This is a genomic window from Sphingobacterium sp. UBA5789 (genome assembly GCF_002418355.1).
Classification (GTDB): domain Bacteria; phylum Bacteroidota; class Bacteroidia; order Sphingobacteriales; family Sphingobacteriaceae; genus Sphingobacterium.
Map to the genome: position 1 here is coordinate 20,877 of NZ_DIDX01000004.1, position 14,611 is coordinate 35,487.

Here is a 14,611-nt window from a genome sequence, read left to right on the forward strand (position 1 = left end):
TATGACGGGAGAAACAAACATTGCAAAATCTTCAGTACTGCAAAAGGTTACATACTGGACAGCTACAGGATTACTGGCCGCAGGAATGCTATCAGGAGGTCTGGCGCAATTATCCGGAGCACAAAAAAGTGCCGAAGGAATAATACATCTGGGTTATCCGGTATACCTGATGTACATTCTGGGTATCTGGAAAATAGCAGGTGTCATCGCTATTTTAATTCCTAAATTTAAGTTGCTTAAAGAATGGGCCTATGCCGGCTTCTTTTTTGCTATGTCCGGAGCAACGCTTTCGCATATTGCTGCGGGAGATAGTTTTTCAGAAGCTATTGCGTCCTTTACCTTTATGCTACTTATCCTTATATCCTGGTATTTCAGACCTGCTGAAAGAAAAATTATGTCAGACAAAATATAAATTGATACTTATGAATACAGCTGCCAACAACTTTTTTGAGCGTAACCAAAAATGGAGTACAGAATTTCATTTACTGCGCGAAATCATCTCTGAAAATACAGACTTGCTGGAAGATTTTAAATGGATGCATCCATGTTATACCTTTAATGGAAAGAATATTGTCCTTATTCATGGGTTCAAAGAATATTGTGCATTATTATTTCATAAAGGTGCTCTGATGACAGATTCGGAACATATTTTAATCCAACAGACAGCAAATGTACAGGCTGCACGACAAATCAGATTCACAAACAGCGAACAGATCACGGAACTGAGAACTGTTATAGCCGATTATATTCGGGAAGCAGTAGAAATTGAACAATCAGGAAAAAAAGTGGAAATGAAAAAAACAGCTGATTATCCTGTGGCAGCTGAATTTCAACAGGCAATGGATGACGATGCAGCACTGGAAAAGGCTTTTCATAATCTGACCCCCGGACGGCAAAAGGGATATTTATTTTATTTTAATCAGGCGAAGCAAGCCTCAACAAGAGAGTCACGGATAGAAAAATACTACCAGCATATTCTGGATGGTAAAGGACTGGATGATGAGTGATCGTATCGTTATCGGTGTTGATCATCATCAGATCTCACTGGTTACCTTTGCAAATTTATTTCTATACTCTATCGGTGTCAGCCCCGTTATCTTTTTAAAAATATCCCGGAAAGCTTTTGTATCGCTGTATCCCACATCATACATCACTTCCGATACATTCTTTCGCGAAGCTTCGAAAAATTTTTTAGCAGCTTCTATTCTGACCCGTTGGATGTATTCGACTGGCGTATTGTTGGTTGCCTCTTTAAACCGTCTTTCAAAGGTCCTGCGCCCCATCCTGCTGAGGTTAGCGAGATCATCAATCGTGATCTTATCTTCATAGTGCTTTTCTACATAATCCTGTACTTTCTGGATATCGGTATCTTCATGATTGCGTTGTCCCCTGAAAATAGCAAACTGAGACTGGCTGTCTCTGCTGATATCCAGAGCAAAATATTTTGCTATTAACACTGCGGTCTCCCTGTCAGAATATTTCTCAACGAGATAGAGAATCAGATTCCACAGACTACTCGCACCGCCACTGCTATAGATATTATCATGTGCTGTTATTACCGCACCGTCTTCGATTTCAACGTCCGGATATTTTTCTTTAAACTCATTGATATATGCCCAGTGTGTAGAGCATTTCTTGCCGGAAAGCAATCCAGTTTCTGCCAGTAAAAAAGCACCTACACAAAGACTTGCAAGACTGGCTCCCTGCGTATGGAGTCTGGTAAAGTAAGGAATAGCCTCTGCATTAGCTGCAATACCTGCATCTATACTGCCAAAAACAGGTGGGATAATCAGCAAATCTGTACGTGTTACATCCCGAAGTAAGCGATTAGTCCTGATACTGTATTCCCCGCTATTAGCCGGTACATATTCCTGTAATCCTACATATTCTACTTCAAATACAGGTTTTTTACCAAATACACTAAGAAATTCATTAGCTGTATGAAAGGTTCTGAATGCCGGGGTGATACCTTCTATTGTACCGTATTGAGGGACGAAAACGGAGATTTGCATGGTTTATTAATTTAGTCAGGTAAAGATACATATAGTTTTTGTCGTAATCTACCCCTAAAGTTGACGTTTTTACAATGTCAGGAATTCCAGAAACTGTCGCAACTTTGTAATAACAATATAAACGATAAATTGAAAGCGATGAAAACACAACCACAAATCACAGTAGAAGCAACAGTCAATGCTCCTGTAGAAATAGTCTGGAAAGCCTGGAATACACCTGAAGATATTATGCAATGGAATGCTGCAGATCCAAGCTGGCACTGCCCGGCCAGCCAAAATGACCTTCGTGTGAATGGTAAGTTCAGTAATAGGATGGAAGCCAGAGATGGAAGCTTTGGCTTCGATTTCGAAGGAACTTATCAACAGGTCGACTTGCATGAAAAAATCAGTTATACCATGTCGGACGGACGTGAAGTCAGTACATTATTCAGCGGTAAGGGAGATACAACAACAATCACAACAACCTTTGATGCAGAAACGGAGAACGATCCCGAGTTTCAGAAACAGGGCTGGCAGGCTATAATAAGCAATTTCAAGAAATATGTAGAATCCACTTATTAGATTTACAGAGGGAATCTTAACTCGCACAAACAACAGTAATGAATACAGTTGCCATTTAAGCGTTAAAAACCAAATTATATACTTATGAAAAAGAACAAAATAATATTCTGGATAACTACCGCCATTCTCATTCTTTGGGAAGGTCTAATGCCACTGGGTACTCTGCTTTTTGCTCCGCAATATGTCAATGCCGGAACAAAGCCATTAGGCTATCCGGATTACTTTGCCTATGCACTTATTATTTGTAAAGTGCTGGGTGTGATAGCAATCTCTCTTCCTGCTATTCCTGTAAAGGTAAAAGAATGGGCATATGCAGGACTTACGTTTAGTCTGATTTTTGCATTTATCAGCCATGCATATGTTGATCAGGTAGTTGCATACATGCTCATGCCATTGGCTGTATTAGCTTTACTCATTCTTTCTTACTGTTATAATCCAAAGATTGTTCATAGCAGAGCTGCAAAATAAGATAGGAATGTAAAATAGCGTTATCAGCTATAATAATTGAATATTTATACTTAAAATCTCAATCAAGATGAAAACGAACACTGTTTCCCTTCATAGGGTAATTAAAGCAAGTCCTGAAAAAGTATTTCGTGCTTTCGCAGATCCGGTTGCACATGCCACCTGGATACCACCTTATGGTTTTCTATGTACTGTCCAGGAAATGGAATTCAAAGTAGGAGGAAAATTCCGTATGACATTTATTAATTTCAGTACTGGTCACGGACATTCCTTTGGTGGTACGTATCAGGAAATTATTTCCAACCAGTTTATCAAGTACAGCGATAAGTTTGATGATCCCAATCTGCCGGGAGAAATGACAACTACAGTTTCATTACGTCAGGTTTCCTGTGGTACAGAGCTTCATATCGAACAGAGTGGTATTCCCGATATGATACCAGTAGAGATGTGCTATCTGGGTTGGCAGGAATCGCTGGACAAAATGATCAGACTTGTGGAACCACAAATACCGGATGCATAATTTAACGACGGATGTTACATCAATCACATAATCTCTTTCAAAGTGGGGTATTTATTTCCTTTGCCGGCAACTGTCAAGAGGCGCTGACTTACTATCAATCTTGTTTTGGTGGGCAGTTGCAATTCCAGATGATGGAACAGCATCTGCACGGATTTGAAAAAGTTCCGGTCATCAGCGGTTCATTGATTTCAGATAGTGTTTCTATTTACGGATCAGACTTAGTCCCGGATGAAGGCCGGCAAACAGGTAATTATCTTGCTGTTTTTCTGTTGTGTAATAATGCTCAATCCCGGACACTGCTTCTGGAAAAGTTGGTGCCAGCTTTCATAAGTTCATGGACAAAAGATGAGGAAACAAAATCGTTGATTGAAGTGACAGACCGATATGATGTGAGATGGTTGCTGGCTGTTTAATCCGGCTGTTAATAAGGTATACACAAAATACTTTCACTAACTAAAAATTCCTTGGCTGGTTCTGATCCTACTTCCGAATCAGCTATTTTTTCATTCTAAGCCGTTTTTCATACATTTGATCATCGGAAGAATCTGATTTTTTGAAAACCAATACCACTAAATCGTAGTATGATCAAAATATATCATAATAATATGTGTAGTAAAAGTAGGGCTGCCCTGGAGTTGCTGAAAGAATATACACCGGAAGTAGAAATACAGGAGTATATAAAGGATGTTCCTGACAAAGAAGAACTCATCAGGCTTTTGGATATGCTTCAACTCAAACCTCTGGAGCTGATCAGACACAATGAAGCTGTATTTGAGGAAAAGTTTAAAGATGCTCTGCATACAGACGAAGAGTGGATTGATATTATGCTGCAATATCCTGTTCTTATAGAGCGGCCTATAGTTGTCAGAAATGGTAAGGCCGTGATTGGTCGTCCCACAGAACGGATAATTGATCTGCTGACAGATGGGGGAGAACGAGACCTAACCTAAAAAATCAAGAGGACAATTCTTACTCTCTGTCTCTTGTCTTAACAGATAATCGGTTGTACCAGTTCACAAATACACCTAACAAGGCAATGGAAACTCCGCAGGTAAAGGCCGATTTTTGTAATACGGCTTTGATAAGCTCTGCATCAGTGTAGGTAGACCAACAGGCGTGCCTGTGCGTAAATTCGACTTTATTTATCCATATCCAAAAAAACAACACAGCTGCCAAAAGAAAGTAATCCATTGTTTTCTGATTCAGCAGGCTCAGTAAGAATACACCTGCAAACTGGATTGGCATATAGAATAAAATCCCATCCAGTAAAGAGCTTGTACCATCAATACAGGATACACCATCCGGCAGGAAAAAGGCCATTTGCATGGAACCGATGATAACAGATACAAGACTGATGAAAAAGGCTCTTCTGGCTTTCATAGGTGTTTAGATGCTTTATTTTATAAAATCTGTTTAATGGCCAAATATATTATAAACAAATGGAAAAAACAGCTGGATGACACTTACTTATTGTTTGAAATCTGATTTTATAGAATAAAAATATAAGTTGTTTATAAATGGGTAGATAGATTATTATTTATGTTTTTTTGTGAAAACTTTCGCATATTTTTGGAGTGTTCACCATATTATGAAAACTCTTGAAGATAAAATATTAAGCTTTAATGACTGGTCAAAACCCTGGACATTTCACGCATTTGTTTTAATGGACAAGGCGTTAAGAGAGGATGAAGTAAATCTGTTTAACAAAATATGGACAGAGGCAGGGGATGGCGAACTATGGAAGAACCAAGATCTGGTTTCAGGATGTAAAGCCAGTCAAACATACATTAAAAAACATTATAATTTAGCTGATAAGGCTGTTGCAAATATAGTCATAGCACTTTCTTATGAATGGAAATAAAAATGTTTGAGGTATGTAAAAAAGTATAGATGGAGATGTATAATATCATTTTTACCTAAGTAAGAGTATGTTTGCATAGTTCATATGAAATAAAGAAAATAATGATTCAGTTAATAAAAGGAGATATTACTAAAATTAAAGTAGATGCCATAGTCAATGCTGCAAATACTTCACTGCTTGGAGGCGGTGGCGTAGACGGAGCTATACATAAGACGGGTGGTAGCGAAATTCTCTACGAATGCCAAAAAATCAGAAATAAACAAGGTGGCTGTAAAGTAGGAGAGGCCGTTATTACTACTGCAGGTAATCTACCCGCTAATTTTGTAATCCATACTGTCGGGCCTGTATGGAATGGCGGCAAGCATAATGAAGAATCATTGCTTATTTCAGCATATAGAAATAGTCTGCTATTGGCAGAAGAAAATAAAGTTCAATCTCTTTCATTTCCAAATATAAGTACAGGTATTTATAAATTTCCGAAGAATCTTGCGGCCTCAATTGCGATACAAACCGTGTCTGAATTTTTAAATAATGCAACTCAAATTGATGAGGTTATTTTTGTGTGTTATGATCAGGAAAACTATGACTTGTACAAAGAGATACTTCATAAAAGATAAGATCCCGGAATTTATTTATGAATAACTTGAAACTGGCAGTGTTTTAAGCAGTACACTGCCTATTATTAACCCGCTAATGAGTCCGCCTACATGAGCTGCATTGTCAATTCCTCCTATCATTCCCCATAATAAGTTTATTCCTACATAGATAATAGCAAAAAACAGCATTCCATAACTTGGCTTTTTACTCTTAACAACATCCCAGATAAGCAGAGCTAGAATGGCACCATACAAACCAAAAATAGCTCCTGAAGCCCCAATACTTGCAGTATTAGAGTACCAGTATATACTTGTAAGACTGGCGCAAATACCTGTCAATATGTATAGCATAAAATATTTTTTCCATCCCAAAAGTGGCTCTAACATAATACTTGCCAATATAAGACCAAACATGTTAAGTATGAGATGGCGAAGGCCTCCGTGTATAAATACACACGTCAATAAACGCCAATATTCACCATGCGTGGTTTCATAACGTCTGTTAGCTCCCCATTTCATGAGTTCATTTGTATCCGGAGACATCATATCTACTCCAAAGAAAATCATTGCAAGAAAAACAATAATATTGAGATCTAATATAATACTGGTTCCGAAATGATCTCCTTTGGGTATCAGATAGCGTAATGCAAATATAAAATCATCTTTTTTATGAGTCGTTGTGCTTTTTAATCTCCTACTTTCCAGTTCACTAAAACCAGGTTTTAATAGACCAATTAGTAAAATAAGCAGACCTATACCAAAAGATCCGAAGATCCAAATAAATTTATTGCCATTCCGATTCTCATATTTTCCCTGTTGAGGTTCTAAAATAATAAAGGAATCATCTATTGGAACACGAATAATTGATGCAATAGCTTTTTGAAAATTTTCTTTAGTATCGGATTTTGGAGTTTTCTCGAAATGATTGAGATTATGAAAATTGTAGGTTTTGATATTATTGACAGATTTTTTGAAAAAATCAGCGTATAGTTTTTCTTTCTTATCCAAACTAAGGCTATTGCTGATTTTTTTAGAGTATTGTATTGCATACCAATGTTTGGGAATTACGGATAAATCAGCATTGGTATAATCCATTATAGGTACAACAAAATAAGCAGTAAAATTCAGGTCCTGATCATACTTTCCTCCTATGTCTGCTTCTACATAAACTCCTGTAAAAGTGGTGTCTATATTGAAATTACCTAATTGATAGTAACGTATATTGTCCGTAGCTGTTATTTCGTTTACACTTGTCGGCCTTTTAATTTTTCCGGTTGATGTTGTGAAATAATTTTGAGTAATGGCTGAAACTGCTGTCATGGTTAACCAGCAAAGCATAATCAAAAATATTTTTCCATCATCTTTATTTCTCTTGTAAATAAGTGGACGGAAGCGCTGTCTTAACCAGAATATAATGGGGATTGCCGGGAGAGTTATTGGGATCCAAAACTCCCATATGCTTTCCTTAATATTAAGCAGTGGAAATTTTATAGTAAAAATCCATCTTCCAAGCAGTAAAATTAAAGTACATGCTATTACGGATATCAGAAATATGGGGATAATATGTTTGAGTTTTTTAATGTAGGAATCCATTCCTGATATAAGGTTGCTTTTCTTAGTTGTTGTTTTTAGTATGTGTATTCCTTTTTATAGAGATTTTGTCATAGAAATTGAGCCACAATAGGATGTTTAATGTTCATAAACTAGAAGGTTTAATTAGGTTTGGTTGTAAAATAATGGTTTTACTAATTTACTATTACGTCTTGAATATTGCAAACAAATCCTTTTCGGCTATGTATATACCTATAAACTTTCGTCTTTATTTGGTTTTAGCTGTTTCTTCAGAGAAAGGGTTTACAACCCTAATGTCTTGATAAGTTCTCTGGCAGCAGCTCCTCCCGCCCGGTTTGCACCGATTGTAGAGGCGGAGGGACCGTAACCTACCAGATGAATCCGGGGTTCTTTTGCAACTTGGGTTGCCAGTCTTCCATCCATCAGGATTCCACCACCGTCCTCTCTTGGAACTACCGGATTCAAGTGCTCCAACGATCCTTTGAAGCCCGTATTCCAAAGTATAACGTCTGCATTTTGTTCTCTCCCGTCTTCCCATTTTACACCGGAAGCCGTTATCTCACTAAACATCGGGAACCGATTCAGTACGCCACGCTTTTCCATGTCCCGAACAGCTTCAGAATAGGGCAATCCGGTTACAGATACCACGGACAGCGGTATCAATCCCTGCCTCACCCGTTCGTCCACCATAGCTACAGCTTCATGTCCGGCAACATCATCGAACGGGCCTTCTCTGAATACCGGAGGGCGGCGTGTAACCCATGTAGTCGAAGTGACTTTAGAGATTTCATCCAGTAGCTGAATGGCAGAAATACCACCACCAACAATAACAACATGCTTGCCCCGGAAGTAATCCGCATTCCTGAAATCTTTAGTATGTAATTGCTCTCCCTTAAATAAATTTTGTCCCGGGTATTCCGGGATATAAGGATTTTCCCAGGTTCCTGTGGCATTTATAATACCCAGGGCAGAAAAAAGCGTGTCAGTTGTATCTATATAAAATCTATTTTCATGCTTATAGACGGTTTCGACCTTTAAAGGGCGATATACCTGCAACCCGAATTCTTTTTCATAGGCATCAAAATAATGCGGAACAGCGACATTAGCCTGTACTTCCTTTTCATCAGTATCCAGCGTTTCTTCAAAAGACATTCCCGGCAGGTCGTGAATCTTATTGACTGTACTCAGTGTAAGTGAGGACCACCTAAATTGCCATGCACCACCCGGATTCGGAGCTTCGTCGAGAATAATAAAATCCCGGCCAATTTCCAGACCCATTTTTTTGAGATGATAAGCTGATGAAAGACCAGCCTGACCGGCACCAATAACAACAATCTTAGTTTTAAAGCGGAGATTTTTTACCATACATATATCGAGATTACCGCCATCCCAGGCCAGGAGCTACATGTTCCAAAAAAGAAGAGAGTACATGTACATTATACTCTACTCCCAATGTATTGGGGATAGTAAGCAAGAGTGTGTCTGCCTCTTGTATGGCCTCATCCTGTGCCAGTTCACGGATAAGCTGATCCGGTTCTGCAGCATAACTTCTGCCGAAAATGGCCCGTTTATCTGCTTCAATCATTCCGATCTTATCGTCTCTTTCAGCTTCATGGCCAAAATAATAACGATCCTGATCATTGACCAGTGCAAATATAGATCTGCTCACCGATACACGTGGTTCGCGCGTATGTCCCGCTTCTTTCCAGGCTTCTTTATATAACCTGATCTGCTCTGCCTGCTGTACATGAAAAGGCTTACCACTTTCATCATATTTAAGAGTGGAGCTTTGAAGAAGCATTCCGTTCTGTGCCGCCCACACAGCTGTGGCATTTGATGCAGCACCCCACCAGATACGATCTCTGAGACCCTCCGAATGAGGCTCTAAGCGTAACAAACCCGGTGGATTTGGAAACATAGGATAGGGGTTGGGCTCAGCAAAACCTTTTCCCTGAAGTCCTTCCAGAAATTCCAGCGCTTTCCTTCGTCCCATATCTGCATCTGTTTCACCCTCAGAAAGTGCATATCCGAAATAACGCCAACCATCGATAACCTGCTCGGGAGAACCTCTGCTGATACCTAACTGTAACCGCCCGCCCGATATCAGATCGGCTGCTCCGGCATCTTCCACCATATACAACGGATTCTCATAGCGCATATCGATCACTCCGGTGCCAATCTCAATTTTGCTGGTTCTGGCTCCGATAGCTGAAAGCAAAGGAAAAGGAGACGCCAGCTGCTTCGCAAAATGATGTACCCTGAAGTAAGCCCCATCTATACCGAGCTCTTCTGCTGCTACTGCCAGATCTATAGACTGCAGAAGGGTATCACTTGCCGTCTGTGTGCTATATGCAGGATGATTGGCCCAGTGACCAAAGGATAAAAAACCTATTTTTTTCATGATTCCACTATGAACGTTGATAAACTATATGTCAAATTTAACAAATGTTATTGTTTTGCAGGTTCTGCAGATTGTCCGTTACATGTAAATAAAAAAACAGTATTTTCTAAAGTAGTCATAAAGATCTGTTAAAAGCTGTTTTTAAACACATTTAAATTTGGATAGATATTTGTACTGTAGCTGCTATTAAAAAATACAGGATAACATATTGTTTTTTCAACATTATCATTCTCCTTTCTATCTTTGCAGCTGAAAAAATCAGGCTTACTGCAGATAGCATCCGGGGTTACAGTATTTGAACAATTTGAGTATGGCCTGATTTTATACAAAAATAATGCATATTAATAAGGGGAGACAAAGCCTGTTTGTAAACCCGAAAAAAAGAACACTTACTATTAGAAACAATACAAAATGAACAAAAGGGGATTATTCATACTCTTAGGGAGTATTTATTTAGGGCTTTGTGCAATATCCTGTGAAAAATCGGCAGATAATAAAGAAGCTGAGCCAACCGGAAATCAGACACAGACTGATAAAAATAAATCTGAAATTAAGACAAATTTAGATAATACACTTATCCTGCAGCTGGTCAATAAGGTTAGAGTAGCAGGCTGTGAATGTACAGACAAAGATACCAAGCAGGTAGACAGAATGCCAGCCGTACCGGCACTCATCTGGAATGAAAAACTGGCCGGCACAGCTGTTAAGCATGCGCAGGATATGGAAACAAGAAATTACTTTTCTCACACAAGTCCCGAAGGAAACACCTTTGGCCAACGGTTGAAAAATAACGGATACAATTACCGTCTGGCGGCAGAGAATATTGCCAGAGGACAGCGTACAGAAGCGGAAGTGGTAGAAGCGTGGTTAAACAGTTATGGTCACTGTAAGAACATTATGCTGGCAGATGTCAAAGAAATGGGAGCAGCCCGTTCACCCGGAGCTGGTTTTTATTGGGTACAATTGTTTGGAACTCAATTACAATAAGAAGAAATCGTACATAGAGATTTCCTGCATAAAGCAGAGAATGTTTAGGATATAATGAACGCGCGAACCCTTTAAGTAGCGCGTTTTTTGTGTTTTATACAAATCGGTTAAAGCTTCTTTACAAACGAATAATAAAAGAAGCACAACGAATTTTGATTGAGCTAAACAACTTTATATAAGAAGTTGTTATTTGCAGTATAAAACTTAAAAAAATATGAAGACTACATTATTTTCAGCAATTATTGCTTTATTGGTATTGACCTCATGTGGCGGTAAATACGATTACGGATATAACGAAAAAATGTCCAGCCTGTTTCTGAATTGTATGGAAAAAGTGGATGAGAGCCACGAAAAGCTCATGAATGGAGAATACAATATCAGCAAAGCAAATAACGAAATCTCTTATGATATGGCATTAAATAGTGTGAAAGGCCTTAGTAGATATACTAACCAAATTAAGGCAGAAGCACAGGAACTGACACATAGTGAGATCGCCAATGAATTTCACGATGCGTCAATCGCTTATATGACAGAAATCGGAGACGGATACGCTCCCTTGCTGGTCAAGTATATAGAAGAGCAGGATTCGGTGTCAAGAGATGCCATCCGTAAGGAGTTGATTCTCAAAAAAGAAAGTATCGATAAAGCTGCAGACAAATCTAAAGAGGTGCAGATCGAATTTCTTAATAAAGCCGGAATCAAAATAAATACAGAAGGGTAAGCGTATCCGATAATTTTCAATGTAAGATGCAGAGATTATTCGCTCAATATGTTTCATGTGCCTGTATAATTTTTATATATACAAGTTGCAAAGACACTCCTGCACAATCAGTCGCTAAAGCTGTACATACAATAGATATGCTGTCTTATCATGTGCCAGACAGTATACGCCCGGAATGGCTGGCAGAAACGTATCATCATGTGATCCCTGTAGAGCAGAAGCATATAGCAAAGTTATCAGGCAATTATCTGCTGGATATTCCTTTGCCGAAAAAGCCTGATGCTACTTATGTATTCTATATGCATGAAAAGATACCTATATCTCTATTCCGCAATCCCCTGAGCTTTTATCCTTCTATCCGGCAATTTATCCTGATTATACCTGAAATCAGATATAATCAGGACATTTTTGGGACTTTTGGAACTAGTGTATATGAAGAACCGCCAACAGCACATTATTATTACCGGATTATACGAAATGCAGATAAGATTCAAATAGACAGTGCCTATCTGACCAGTGGTGCAGAACCAAAGATAACGTATACAAAACCCACGGTTCCTGCTGAGATGACGTCTATATACAGACGTGAAAGCTATGGATCCAGATGTTGTCCGAAAGATCCGATGTGGGATATAATCGGGGAATACCCTGTATTTATAGAACAGTTTGAAAAAAAGTATAAAGTAAAAATTACAGGAACCTACTCACAGATGGAAGGCCTGGAAGGAGAACATACTAACCTGTACACACTTCCTGATCTGACTACAGAACAGCGTCTGCGTTTTATAGTAGAGAAACGGGCGCAGTGGATTGACAAAAGAGAGGAAGTAAAGCTGAAATTTGAACCACAAATCTTTACACCGGAACTGATCGCAATACAAAGAAAATAAAACTAAACGCTAAAACATACACAGGTAATGGAACTAAAAGTATATGATGAAGATGGCATCTTTGCAATAGTAAATAATGATACTTACAGATCTTTTGTACATGAAGACTGGTCACTGGAACAATTACAGTCACACTTTGTCCGGGAAATGAATAACCTACATTGTATTGTATGGAAGGTGAGTGACGAAGGAGGGGATTGGCTTTTGCGAATAATGACTGAACCTTCTTCTCAGAAAAGCTATAAAGAATTCAAAAGAGAGATAGAAGTGACAAACGGAAGGATATATTTCGTTAACTATACAGATCTCACTATGGCTGCTCAGTTTGATGATGAAACATTGCCGCTCAAAAAACAGGCTGATTGGTATATGAATCTGGATAACGGTTATTATGAAATCGAAGTAAGGCAAATGTTTGATCCGGAAGAATACGCAGATGAGCAGGTGATAGAAATAATTCCAACAAGGAAAACAGAAGCCAGTTATATAGAAACAGATAGCGTAATAGGGTGGAATGATTAGAAAAATCCTTTTCATATTCTTGCTGACGGTATACGCTGTCTTACTAATTTTTTATCTGGGACTCGTGGTCCCCGAATATCTGGCCTGTACGAGCTGTATGTATGAGGGAGAAAAGGGTATGGACATATGGGGAAGCGAGGTTGATTGCTCCGGAGAGAACCAAGCTGTGGGAGAAGCATTTTTTCAGCTTCTTTCTATTGTTTTGACGTTATACAGCATTTTGATCATTTTTATAATCTATTGGATGAAACGGTTTAATAAAATCAACAGACAAAAACCTTAATCTATGAAATATATCGGAATACGAATAGTACTGCTGTTGCTGCTGTTACTGGTTATCTATTACGTCAGTGATTATATCCAGGAGCATACGGTTGTCGATGACGGAGATTATAATTTCGAAGGCGTAATCGCTTTTTTTCAGATGACCCTTGCTTTAGCTATTATCAGTCTTGGTCTGTTTATGTACGAAGCCTTTAGGTTTCATAAAAGGAAAGAGAATAAAAAACGAAATGCAAGTCTGATACTAATCAGTTTGATCTTGATTGTATTGATGCTGTTTGCCGGGTACTTTTTTCAGTTTGTTTATTAATTCTCACGTATAATCAGCATTTGCCTTATTATTTTCTGAGTATGTTACAAATAATTATGCAAAGGGTCTTATATTAGAGAGCAGTGTAAACAGGTAATTCGGAATCTTGAATCTGTTCGGAGAAATGAACTGATGAGCTTCAGATATATGTAAAGATAATTTCAAGTAAAAAACAAAATGCAGATACTTCTCATCATTATTGGCGTCATGGTACTCACCTTAGCTTTTCTCTGGAAGATTTCAGGTGTTGGTACAGGAGACGAAACTGTAGCCGAAAATTTTTCTGAAGCACATAATGGTTTTTTGTATACTGAGAAGAGAGATGCTTATATAAAAAAAATCATACGCAGATACCAACAACTAAGATGGGTTATCATCGGAATTATTTTGATTACAGCTTTTATCCCGTTTTTCATAACAGTTTCAGATACACTTAGCTTTAATGGTAAACTGGATCCGGAAAGATACGAGTCCAGAATGAGAGACAGTTATTTATTGCTTATTTGTATGTTAGGAATAGGTTTGTTAACCTGTTTTTTTAGCTGGATGATTTTCAAAAAGACAGTCCAAAACTATATAAAAGTTATAATGGAGCTGGATAACATACATTTTGAAAAAATGATAAGCGTAAATAATTATCTGGGATTGGTCAATCAGTTTATGATGAATGCACCATTTATTATGGGATCGTCTAATCTGTATGTATTTAAGTTAGCCAGAATACTTGTGCTGCCCTGGGCTGAAATCAAGTCCATCAAGACCACAAGTGCTCCACGAAATGGTTATTTTGTTCGAGTAAAAGTCAACGAGAAAACCTGCTTTTTTACGGTAGGAGAACCACAAATGGTTGTAATATTAGAAACTGAAGCATTGAAATACAATCCTGATATTGAAGTTAAAATTTAATTTTC

The 14,611-nt window shown here is 38.3% G+C and carries 21 protein-coding genes; 16 read left to right on the forward strand and 5 right to left on the reverse strand.

Annotated elements, in window-relative coordinates; all coding sequences use genetic code 11:
• Position 1: 1 nt before the first annotated feature.
• The gene (locus tag B4B65_RS09420) at positions 2-412 is read left to right on the forward strand and encodes a DoxX family protein (RefSeq protein ID WP_409590238.1); all 411 of its coding nucleotides are present in this window, start codon (positions 2-4) and stop codon (positions 410-412) included.
• A gap of 10 nt (positions 413-422) precedes the next feature.
• On the forward strand, positions 423-1,007 hold the full coding sequence (locus tag B4B65_RS09425; RefSeq protein ID WP_293915346.1) for a YdeI/OmpD-associated family protein: 585 nt from the start codon (positions 423-425) through the stop codon (positions 1,005-1,007).
• A gap of 27 nt (positions 1,008-1,034) precedes the next feature.
• Here the strand turns inward: B4B65_RS09425 and B4B65_RS09430 are convergent, their stop codons facing one another.
• A complete protein-coding gene (locus tag B4B65_RS09430; RefSeq protein ID WP_293915348.1) occupies positions 1,035-2,012 on the reverse strand; it encodes a GlxA family transcriptional regulator in 978 nt (325 codons plus the stop codon).
• A gap of 138 nt (positions 2,013-2,150) precedes the next feature.
• On the opposite strand from B4B65_RS09430, the gene B4B65_RS09435 reads away from it, so the two are divergent.
• The 5 genes from B4B65_RS09435 to arsC all read left to right on the forward strand — a co-directional run bounded on the left by B4B65_RS09435 (position 2,151) and on the right by arsC (position 4,508).
• A complete protein-coding gene (locus B4B65_RS09435; RefSeq protein WP_293915350.1) occupies positions 2,151-2,573 on the forward strand; it encodes an SRPBCC family protein in 423 nt (140 codons plus the stop codon).
• Positions 2,574-2,657: 84 nt separating this feature from the next.
• On the forward strand, positions 2,658-3,041 hold the full coding sequence (locus B4B65_RS09440) for a DoxX family protein (protein WP_293915352.1): 384 nt from the start codon (positions 2,658-2,660) through the stop codon (positions 3,039-3,041).
• 67 nt (positions 3,042-3,108) lie between these two features.
• Positions 3,109-3,558, forward strand: coding sequence for an SRPBCC family protein (locus B4B65_RS09445; RefSeq protein ID WP_201678817.1), 450 nt, complete (start codon positions 3,109-3,111; stop codon positions 3,556-3,558).
• An 11-nt stretch (positions 3,559-3,569) separates the two neighbouring features.
• Positions 3,570-3,971 carry a glyoxalase gene (locus B4B65_RS09450; protein ID WP_293915356.1) on the forward strand — a complete coding sequence of 134 codons (402 nt, stop codon included), beginning with the start codon at positions 3,570-3,572 and terminating at the stop codon, positions 3,969-3,971.
• A gap of 168 nt (positions 3,972-4,139) precedes the next feature.
• Positions 4,140-4,508 carry an arsenate reductase (glutaredoxin) gene (gene arsC, locus B4B65_RS09455; protein ID WP_293915358.1) on the forward strand — a complete coding sequence of 123 codons (369 nt, stop codon included), beginning with the start codon at positions 4,140-4,142 and terminating at the stop codon, positions 4,506-4,508.
• Positions 4,509-4,527: 19 nt separating this feature from the next.
• Here arsC and B4B65_RS09460 read toward each other — a convergent pair whose 3' ends face one another.
• The gene (locus tag B4B65_RS09460; protein WP_293915360.1) at positions 4,528-4,938 is read right to left on the reverse strand and encodes an MFS transporter; all 411 of its coding nucleotides are present in this window, start codon (positions 4,936-4,938) and stop codon (positions 4,528-4,530) included.
• Between the two features lie 208 nt (positions 4,939-5,146).
• On the opposite strand from B4B65_RS09460, the gene B4B65_RS09465 reads away from it, so the two are divergent.
• The gene (locus B4B65_RS09465) at positions 5,147-5,419 is read left to right on the forward strand and encodes a hypothetical protein (RefSeq protein ID WP_293915362.1); all 273 of its coding nucleotides are present in this window, start codon (positions 5,147-5,149) and stop codon (positions 5,417-5,419) included.
• Positions 5,420-5,520: 101 nt separating this feature from the next.
• Positions 5,521-6,036, forward strand: a complete 516-nt coding sequence (locus B4B65_RS09470) for an O-acetyl-ADP-ribose deacetylase (RefSeq protein ID WP_293915364.1) — start codon at positions 5,521-5,523, stop codon at positions 6,034-6,036.
• Positions 6,037-6,051: 15 nt separating this feature from the next.
• Here the strand turns inward: B4B65_RS09470 and B4B65_RS09475 are convergent, their stop codons facing one another.
• From B4B65_RS09475 to B4B65_RS09485, 3 genes are all read right to left on the reverse strand, one after another.
• Positions 6,052-7,335, reverse strand: coding sequence for a rhomboid family intramembrane serine protease (locus B4B65_RS09475; RefSeq protein WP_293915366.1), 1,284 nt, complete (start codon positions 7,333-7,335; stop codon positions 6,052-6,054).
• 534 nt (positions 7,336-7,869) lie between these two features.
• Entirely contained in the window at positions 7,870-8,952 is a 1,083-nt protein-coding gene (locus tag B4B65_RS09480) for an NAD(P)-binding domain-containing protein (protein ID WP_293915368.1), read from the reverse strand.
• A gap of 13 nt (positions 8,953-8,965) precedes the next feature.
• A complete protein-coding gene (locus B4B65_RS09485) occupies positions 8,966-9,988 on the reverse strand; it encodes an LLM class flavin-dependent oxidoreductase (protein WP_201678825.1) in 1,023 nt (340 codons plus the stop codon).
• Between the two features lie 411 nt (positions 9,989-10,399).
• Between B4B65_RS09485 and B4B65_RS09490 the strand changes: the two genes are divergently transcribed.
• The 7 genes from B4B65_RS09490 to B4B65_RS09520 all read left to right on the forward strand — a co-directional run bounded on the left by B4B65_RS09490 (position 10,400) and on the right by B4B65_RS09520 (position 14,606).
• The gene (locus tag B4B65_RS09490; RefSeq protein ID WP_293915370.1) at positions 10,400-10,975 is read left to right on the forward strand and encodes a CAP domain-containing protein; all 576 of its coding nucleotides are present in this window, start codon (positions 10,400-10,402) and stop codon (positions 10,973-10,975) included.
• Between the two features lie 214 nt (positions 10,976-11,189).
• Positions 11,190-11,696, forward strand: coding sequence for a hypothetical protein (locus tag B4B65_RS09495; RefSeq protein ID WP_293915372.1), 507 nt, complete (start codon positions 11,190-11,192; stop codon positions 11,694-11,696).
• A gap of 26 nt (positions 11,697-11,722) precedes the next feature.
• Positions 11,723-12,586 carry a hypothetical protein gene (locus B4B65_RS09500; protein ID WP_293915374.1) on the forward strand — a complete coding sequence of 288 codons (864 nt, stop codon included), beginning with the start codon at positions 11,723-11,725 and terminating at the stop codon, positions 12,584-12,586.
• A gap of 27 nt (positions 12,587-12,613) precedes the next feature.
• A complete protein-coding gene (locus B4B65_RS09505; RefSeq protein WP_293915376.1) occupies positions 12,614-13,108 on the forward strand; it encodes a hypothetical protein in 495 nt (164 codons plus the stop codon).
• The gene (locus B4B65_RS09510) at positions 13,101-13,391 is read left to right on the forward strand and encodes a hypothetical protein (RefSeq protein ID WP_293915378.1); all 291 of its coding nucleotides are present in this window, start codon (positions 13,101-13,103) and stop codon (positions 13,389-13,391) included. Before B4B65_RS09505 ends, B4B65_RS09510 begins: the two co-directional genes overlap by 8 nt.
• 3 nt (positions 13,392-13,394) lie before the next feature.
• Positions 13,395-13,700, forward strand: coding sequence for a hypothetical protein (locus B4B65_RS09515; protein ID WP_293915380.1), 306 nt, complete (start codon positions 13,395-13,397; stop codon positions 13,698-13,700).
• 177 nt (positions 13,701-13,877) lie between these two features.
• Positions 13,878-14,606 (forward strand): hypothetical protein, encoded by a 729-nt coding sequence (locus B4B65_RS09520; RefSeq protein ID WP_293915382.1) that lies wholly within the window; start codon positions 13,878-13,880, stop codon positions 14,604-14,606.
• Positions 14,607-14,611 lie beyond the last annotated feature (5 nt).